7 protein-coding genes are annotated in these 7244 nt (G+C 77.0%); 6 read left to right on the forward strand and 1 reads right to left on the reverse strand.

From position 1 onward, the window contains the following. Positions 1-296 precede the first annotated feature (296 nt). The 3 genes from ACTMTU_RS06955 (at position 297) to ACTMTU_RS06965 (ending at position 4137) form a co-directional block, all read left to right on the forward strand. Positions 297-1631: a cytochrome P450 family protein gene (locus ACTMTU_RS06955; protein WP_441262567.1), complete on the forward strand. Its 1335-nt coding sequence runs from the start codon at positions 297-299 to the stop codon at positions 1629-1631. A gap of 702 nt (positions 1632-2333) precedes the next feature. Then, positions 2334-2990, forward strand: a complete 657-nt coding sequence (locus tag ACTMTU_RS06960) for a ScbR family autoregulator-binding transcription factor (protein WP_441262568.1) — start codon at positions 2334-2336, stop codon at positions 2988-2990. Between the two features lie 271 nt (positions 2991-3261). Continuing rightward, positions 3262-4137, forward strand: a complete 876-nt coding sequence (locus ACTMTU_RS06965) for an AfsR/SARP family transcriptional regulator (RefSeq protein ID WP_441262569.1) — start codon at positions 3262-3264, stop codon at positions 4135-4137. On the opposite strand, the gene ACTMTU_RS06970 is transcribed toward ACTMTU_RS06965, so the two are convergent. Then, entirely contained in the window at positions 4121-4345 is a 225-nt protein-coding gene (locus ACTMTU_RS06970; protein WP_441262570.1) for a hypothetical protein, read from the reverse strand. The genes ACTMTU_RS06965 and ACTMTU_RS06970 overlap by 17 nt on opposite strands. A gap of 314 nt (positions 4346-4659) precedes the next feature. Here ACTMTU_RS06970 and ACTMTU_RS06975 point away from each other — a divergent pair, with 314 nt between their 5' ends. The 3 genes from ACTMTU_RS06975 to ACTMTU_RS06985 all read left to right on the forward strand — a co-directional run bounded on the left by ACTMTU_RS06975 (position 4660) and on the right by ACTMTU_RS06985 (position 6947). Further along, positions 4660-5304, forward strand: coding sequence for a ScbR family autoregulator-binding transcription factor (locus tag ACTMTU_RS06975; RefSeq protein ID WP_441262571.1), 645 nt, complete (start codon positions 4660-4662; stop codon positions 5302-5304). A gap of 508 nt (positions 5305-5812) precedes the next feature. Further along, positions 5813-5995, forward strand: coding sequence for a DUF5302 domain-containing protein (locus ACTMTU_RS06980; RefSeq protein WP_441262572.1), 183 nt, complete (start codon positions 5813-5815; stop codon positions 5993-5995). 748 nt (positions 5996-6743) lie between these two features. Beyond that, on the forward strand, positions 6744-6947 hold the full coding sequence (locus ACTMTU_RS06985) for an acyl-CoA carboxylase subunit epsilon (RefSeq protein WP_441262573.1): 204 nt from the start codon (positions 6744-6746) through the stop codon (positions 6945-6947). Positions 6948-7244 lie beyond the last annotated feature (297 nt).

The following is a 7244-nucleotide window of genomic DNA, read 5'->3' on the forward strand; positions in this document are numbered from 1 at the left end:
GCCGTCCTCGCCCGGCCGCGGCCTGCCACGGGCCCCCGCGGCCGGGCCACCGGTCGCTGCGCGCCCGGCCCCCCCGGCCGGCCCGCGCCCACCGTGGCCCGCGTTGCGTGCCCGGTCGCCGGGCGGCGGTGCGGGGCTGGTTGTGTCCGGCCGGTCCTGGTTCGTGTGGTCGGTGTCTGGTGGCTTCGGGGCCCGGGGGCGGGTGCGGGGGTGCGGGGGTGTGGGGGTGGGCAGGGTGGCGGTGCGCGCCGTGGGCGCGGCCCGAAGAAGCCTGGACGGAAAAAGGGGAGTCGGACATGGACGCGGGTGTGGAGACGGGTGTGGAGACGAGTGCGGGGGCGGGTGCGGACGGGACGGGGTGTCCGTATGCGCTGGATGTGACGGGGCGTGACCTTGCGGGGGAGGCGGCGTTGCTGCGGGAGCGGGGGCCGGCGGCGCGGGTGGTGCTGCCGGGCGGGGTCCGGGCGTGGGCGGTGACCGGACACGAGCCGCTCAAGCGGCTGCTGACGGACAGACGGGTCTCCAAGGACGCCGGCCGGCACTGGCCGGCGTTCGTCGAGGGGCGGATCACGCCGCAGTGGCCGCTGTATCACTGGGTGTCCGCGCCCACGATGCTGTTCGCCTACGGGGAGGAACACACCCGGCTGCGGCGGCTGGTGGCGGGGGCGTTCACCGCGCGCCGCAGCCGTGAACTGGCGCCGCGGATCGAGCGGATCACGGCCGCCCTGCTGGACGCGTTGACCCCCGCCGCCGGCCCCGACGCCGGCGCGGGCGCGGGCGATGTTGCGGGGGAGGGGGTGGTGGATCTGCGGACGGCGTTCGCGAAGCTGCTGCCGATGCGGGTGATCTGTGAACTGTTCGGCGTCGAGGGACCCGACCGGCAGGCCCTGTGCGCGGCGATCGACACCACCTTGGGCACCTCGGTCCCGGCCGACGAGATGGCCAGGGCCCAGGACAGGGTGACCGAGCTGCTGGCCCGTCTGGTCGCCGCCCGGCGCGCCGAGCCCGGCCCGGACCTGACCTCCGCCCTGATCGCCGCCCGCGACGGCGGTGAACGGCTGAGCGAACAAGAACTCATCTCGACCCTGAACCTGATGATCGGCGCCGGGCAGGAGACCACCAGCAACCTGATCAGCAACGCGGTCGCCGCCCTGCTCTCCCAGCCCGGCCAGCTGGAACACCTGCGCACCGGCCGCGCCGACTGGTCCGACGTGATCGCCGAGACCCTGCGCACCCACAACCCCGCCGCCTACATCCCCCTGCGGTTCGCCGTCGAGGACATCGACCTGGACGGCGTCCTGATCCGCAAGGGCGACGTGATCATCGTGTCCTTCGCCGCCGCGGGCATCGACCCCGACCGGCACGGCAAGGACGCCGACACCTTCGACCTGCTGCGCCCGCACGGCGAGAGCGTCGCCTTCGGCCACGGCGTCCACTACTGCCTGGGCGCCCCGCTCGCCCGGCTGGAGGCCACCATCGCCCTGTCCGCGCTCTTCACCCGCTTCCCCCGCATACGCCTGGCCCGCCCCGTCACCGAACTGCAACCCCTGGAATCGTTCATCATCAGCGGCTACCGCACCCTGCCCGTCCACCTCGGACCCCCCCACCCCACCCACCCCCTGACCCGCTGACCCGACCCTCCGCCCAGCCCCGGCCCCGGCCCCGCACACCCGGTGCCGCGCCCCCCGGGCCGGCCCCGCCCGCCGGTGACCGGCCGGCCCCCGCGCACCACCGCGCCCGGACCGGCCGGTCACCGTGCACGCTGCTCCTGACCGCCGGCCCGGCGAGCCCCGACCGGGCGTCCCCGGCCTGTCGGTCGCCGCCCGCCGGGGGCCGGGCGGCCGGCCCGGCCCTCTCGACCTCGCCGCCGGTGATCGCCGTCACCTCGATCGGTCCCGGGCCGCGTCCCCGGCCCGCCGCCCGCCGCCCGCCGCGGGCCGTGGGCCGTGGGCCGCAGCCCCGGGGGCGGGTGACACCCCTGCGGGGCGGCGAGGGGTGTCCGGGGCCGTTCCGCGTACCCGACGGACGTTCCGGGCCGGCCCCGCGGCCGGGGGCGAGTGCCGCGGCGAAGGCCGGGGGGCCGGGGTTGCGGAGGCGCAGGCGCGGCCGTGGCCCGGGTCTGCTGCGGGCCGGGTGGGGGTGAGGTAGCGGAATCCGCTCCCCCTCTTACAAACCGCGTAAGCGGTTTGTTAATCTTGGGTGTCGTCCCGCGGCCGGTGGGGGAGCGGGGCATGGCGTGTGCCGCCCGGTGCCCGGGTCGTCCGCCGTGCGGGGTGGGCGCAGGGGCGGGGCGTGTGTGCGGTCCGCCGTCCGTCGGTGAGGGGATCGCTGCGATGGTCAAGCAGGAACGTGCGGTCCGCACGCGGCAGGCGCTGGTGCGTGCCGCGGCGGAGGTGTTCGCGCGGGAGGGGTTCGCGCCCGCCTCGCTGGCCGTGATCAGTGCCCGGGCCGGGGTCAGCAACGGGGCGCTGCACTTCCACTTCGAGAACAAGAACGCGCTGGCGCGGGCGGTGGAGCAGGAGGCGGCCGAACGGCTGGGGCAGATCACCTCGCCGCGTCCGGCGCTGCCGGGCGGGGCGCTGCAGGCGCTGGTGGACGCCACCCACGCGCTGATGGGCGCGCTGGCCGACGACGTGGTGGTGCGGGCCGGGTTCGACCTGAGCGCGGACGTCTCCCGGGCCGGCGGCCCGGACCTGCGCGGGGTGTGGCGGGGCTGGGTCGAGCGGATGCTGCGCGACGCCGAGCGGGAGGGCCACCTGGCCGAGGGCCTGTCCTCGCACGGCGCCGCCCCCGCCGTCGTCGCGGCCACCGTCGGCTTCGAGGTGCTCGGCGCCGCCGACCGCGAATGGCTGTCCGCGCCCAGGATCACCGGCTTCTGGGAACTCATGCTGCCCCGCCTCGCCCCCGGCCGGCCCATCGCCCCCGGCCGGCCCGTCGCCCCCGGCCGGCCCGTCGTCCCCGCCGGCCCGCACGACACCACCCCCCAATAGCAGACCATCCGCCCTGTTCCCCCCGTGTTCAGCCGGGCGTCACCCGCCCCCGGCCGCCCGTACTGCCCCACTTTCCCCCGTCTCCCGCCCGACAGTTCGGGCCGGTGCGGCACCCCGACCGCCGCAGAAACAGCGCGAACGGTCTCGTATTGACAAACCGGCCGCCCTGTTTTGTACTCGTGGTGTCCGGCTGCTCCCCGGCGGGCCGATGTGTGCCGCGGCCGGTGGGCCGCGGTGAAGGCGTGCGCGATTTCGACACAGGGGAGACGGCGTGGACATCGAAGTGCTGGGCGGGCTGGCCGTCAGGGAGAACGGGGTCCCGGTGACCCCGACGGCCCCCAAACCCCGCCAGGTGCTGGCCCTGCTGGCGCTGCACGCCGACCGGGTGGTGCCGGTGGCCTCGCTCACCGAGGAACTGTGGGGACAGCGGCCGCCGCGCAGCGCGCGCACCACGCTGCAGACCTACGTCCTGCAGCTGCGCGAGCTGATCTCGGCCGCACTGGTCCACGACACCGGGCCCCGCACCCCGCCCCGCACCCTCCACGGCACGCCGCCGGACCCGGGGGGCGGGCGGCGCAGCGCCAAGGACGTGCTGGTGACCTCACCGGGCGGCTACCTGCTGAACACCTCGGGCGGCACCAGCGACGTGCGCGAGTTCGAACTGCTGGCCGGGCAGGGATACCGGGCGATGGACGCCGGGGACTTCGCCGGCGCCGCCCGCCGGCTGCGGGAGGCACTGGCCCTGTGGACCGGTTCCGCACTGGCCGGGGTGCGGACCGGGGCACTGCTGGAGATGCACGCGCGGCGGCTGGAGGAGACCCGGCTGTGCGCACTGGACCAGCGCATCGAGGCCGACCTGCGCCTGGGCCGCCACCGCGAGCTGCTGGGCGAACTGACCGTCCTGGTCAGCCGCTACCGAACCCACGAGAACCTGCACGGACAGTTCATGCTCGCCCTGCACCGCTCGGGCCGCCGCAGCGAGGCACTGGAGGTCTACCAGCGCCTGCGCGGCGCCCTCGTCCGCGAACTGGGCCTGGAACCCTCCGCCGCCCTGCGCCGCCTGCAGCGCTCGATCCTGACGGCCCACCCCGAACCACAGCTCGAGCCCGCCCCCCGCACCGGCGAGCGGCTCACCCCGACCGGCTGACGAAAACCCGGGCACAGCCCGACAGGGCCGGCCGGCCGAGCACCGGGCCCGGCACCGCCCCCCAGGGCCGGCAGGCCGAGCACCGGGCCGGCACCGAGCCGGCCGGGACGGCGCGGAGCACCGCGCTGTACTCGCCGGGTACGGCGCGGGGCGCCGCGCTGTGCCCGGCGAGCAGGGCATGGAGTGCGGCACGCAGTACGGCGAGCACGGCATGGAGTGTGCGGCGCGCAGTACGGCTGGGCCGGCACCGCGCCCGGCCGGGGCGGTGTAGGGCAGGGTCCGAGCGCCGAACACGGCGCGGACGGTACCGAGTACGACCTCCGAGCCCGGCAGCCGGCGTGCGGTACGCGCGGGCCGTGCACGCGGACAGGGCGGACAGCACGCGAGACCCCGGACAGGCACAGGCACAGCCGCACACGCGCCACCGTCGGCTGCGCCGGGCGCCGGGGGCGGGTCACCGGGGGCACAGGGCCGGCCGGAAAAGAGGGGCCGGGCAGGCACAGGGAAGAGAGGGGAACCGGGATGCAGGCCAGATCGGAACGCACCCGCCGCAGGCTGGTCCTCGCGGGCGCCCAGATGTTCGACCGGTACGGCTACGCCAGTGCCACACTCGGCCGGATCGCCGGCGCCGCCGGCATGACCAAAGGCGCGCTGTACTTCCACTTCGCCTCCAAGGAAGGCCTCGCCGACGCCGTCCAGGAACGCGGCCGGCAACTGCTGTGCGACTTCCTCCAGCAGCAGTGGCAGGCCGGCGCCGCCCCCCTGCAGACCCTGATCGACCTCACCCACTGGCTGGCCGACGCCCTGTACCGGGACCCCGTCGTACGCGCCGGACTGCGCATCACCAACGAACGCGCCGGCCGCCACCTTGCCGCCACCGACTTCCACCACACCTGGACCACCGAGGTCCTGCGGCTGCTCGGCCGGGCCGACGCCGCCGGCGACCTGCGCGAGGACGCCGCCGGCGAAGGCGGCCGGAGCCTGCTGACCACCACCGTCTGCGGCATCGGCGTCCTGGCCGGCACCGGCCTGACCCCCACCGGACTCGCCCACCGCGTCCACACCCTGTGGCAGCCCCTGCTGCCCGCCCTCGTCCCGCCCGGCCACACCCCCCGCTACCGCACCCACCCTCCCGCCCCCCACACCCACCCCGCCCACGCCGCCTGACCCCCCAACCCCCGCACCCCTGGGGCGGAATGACACAGGCACACCCACCACCCCCCACAGGCAGACCCCCGGCGGCCGGCCCCGTACCCGCCACTCGCCCCCGGGCCCGGCACCGCCCGCCGGCCCGCGCTGGCACCGGCTCCGCATCCCGGCCCACAACCACCCACCCCCGCCCGCCTCCGTCCCGGTGCGCGTCCCGCCCCGATACAAAGGCGGGCCGGCTGCGTTTCCCCACCACTTCACCACCGCGCCGCTGCTGCCGGGGGCGGTCACGCGTGCCGCCGGCGAGGGCGCTGCGCCCGGCGGGAAGGGGCCGCGAACGGCTCCGGCGGGCCGGGCGGGTCGGGGGTTCCCGGGGCGGGGTTGCGAGCGAACGTCGACCGGTTCTCGAGCGGGGCGCGGTGGGCTGGGCGCACCGGCCGCCCGGCCGGGCGGGGGCATTTCCCTCTCCCCGCCCGCCCCCGGGACGGGCCGCCCGCGCCGCCGTCGACCAGCCCAGGAGGCATCCATGACCGATACCCCCGAGCGCAACGAGGCCGCCCAGGAGGCCAAACGCCGGTTCCGCCAGGCGCTGGAGCGCAAGGAGCACAACGCCCTCGCCAAGGCGGCCCAGGAAGAGAGCCGCGTCAAGGCCCGCCACGCCGCCGGCCCCGCCGGCCGCCGCACCTTCCACCGCCGCAAGACCGGCTGACGCCACCCGGCCCACCGCCCGTTGCCCGGCCCCGCCGCGCGGCCCGGGCAACGGGGCCGGCGCCAACGGTGCCGCCGGCCCCTTTCCCACCCCCCGGCCCCACCCGGCGGCCGGAACCCCAGCCCCGTCCCCCCGGCCCCTGCCCGATCCGGGCCGAACCCGACACCACCCGGCCCACCCGACACCACCCGGACCCGGCCGAACGGACCCCACCCGTCCACCCGGACCCGGTCCACCCGGCCGACCCGGCCCCACTCAGGTCCAACCCAGACCCCACCAGGTCCACCCGGACCCCGCCCCACCCAGGTCCAACCCCGACCACCACCCGGACCCGGCCGACCCGGCCCCACTCAGGTCCAACCCAGACCCCACCAGGTCCACCCGGACCCGGTTCACCCGGCCGGGCTCGGCCGGAAACCGGACCCCGACCGCACCCACCCGGCCCCACCCGGCCCCACCCGGGCCCACCCGGCCCCCACCCAGACCCCACCAGGGCCCTACCAGGGCCAGTCCGGGCCCCATCCGGGCCCCCGGGTCGGAGCCCCGGCCCCACCGGGGCTCCGACCGGACCCTGCTACCCCGACCGGACCCCGGACCCCCGGACCCCCGGACTCGCCGGGACCCCGGACCCCCGGACCCCCGGACTCGCCGGGACCCCGGATCCCCCGGGGGCCTTGGGGGCCGCGGGGATTCCGGACGGGGTCCGGGCCGTCACCGCAGCCGTACCGCCGAAGGAATAGGGGACGACATGACACCGGCCGACGACACCGCGGCCCTCCTGCGCGTCGAGCGCGGAGTGGCCAGCGCCGAAGAACTCGCCGCCGTCACCGCGACGCTGTTCTCCCTGCTCGCCTCCCGCCGCCCCCCGCGGGAACCGGACACGACACACACCCGCGCGTACTGGCGCCGGCAGCCCGCCGGCGCCTTCCGCGCACCGCACAGCTGGCGATGAACACCCGCCCGCACACAGGTTCACGGGCGAGGACCGGCCATCGCCACCCCCGCCCCCGGCGGCACACCGCACCAACGGTGTGCCGCCGGGTGGGGGGCGGCCCGCCGGCCGCCCCCGGTCGAAGAGAGAGGGACGAGGAGTCGTGGTGATGCCGAAGGACATCCCCGCCGACGCGGGGCCCGCCGACGCACGTGGCCGGGTGGCCGAGCTCCACGCGCTGCGTGAGCAGGCGCTTGGGGGGCCGAGTGAGAAGGCGACCGAGGCGCAGCATGCGAAGGGCAAGCTGACGGCCCGTGA

Origin of the sequence: Streptomyces sp. OZ13 (assembly GCF_052068155.1) — a bacterium.
Classification (GTDB): domain Bacteria; phylum Actinomycetota; class Actinomycetes; order Streptomycetales; family Streptomycetaceae; genus Streptomyces.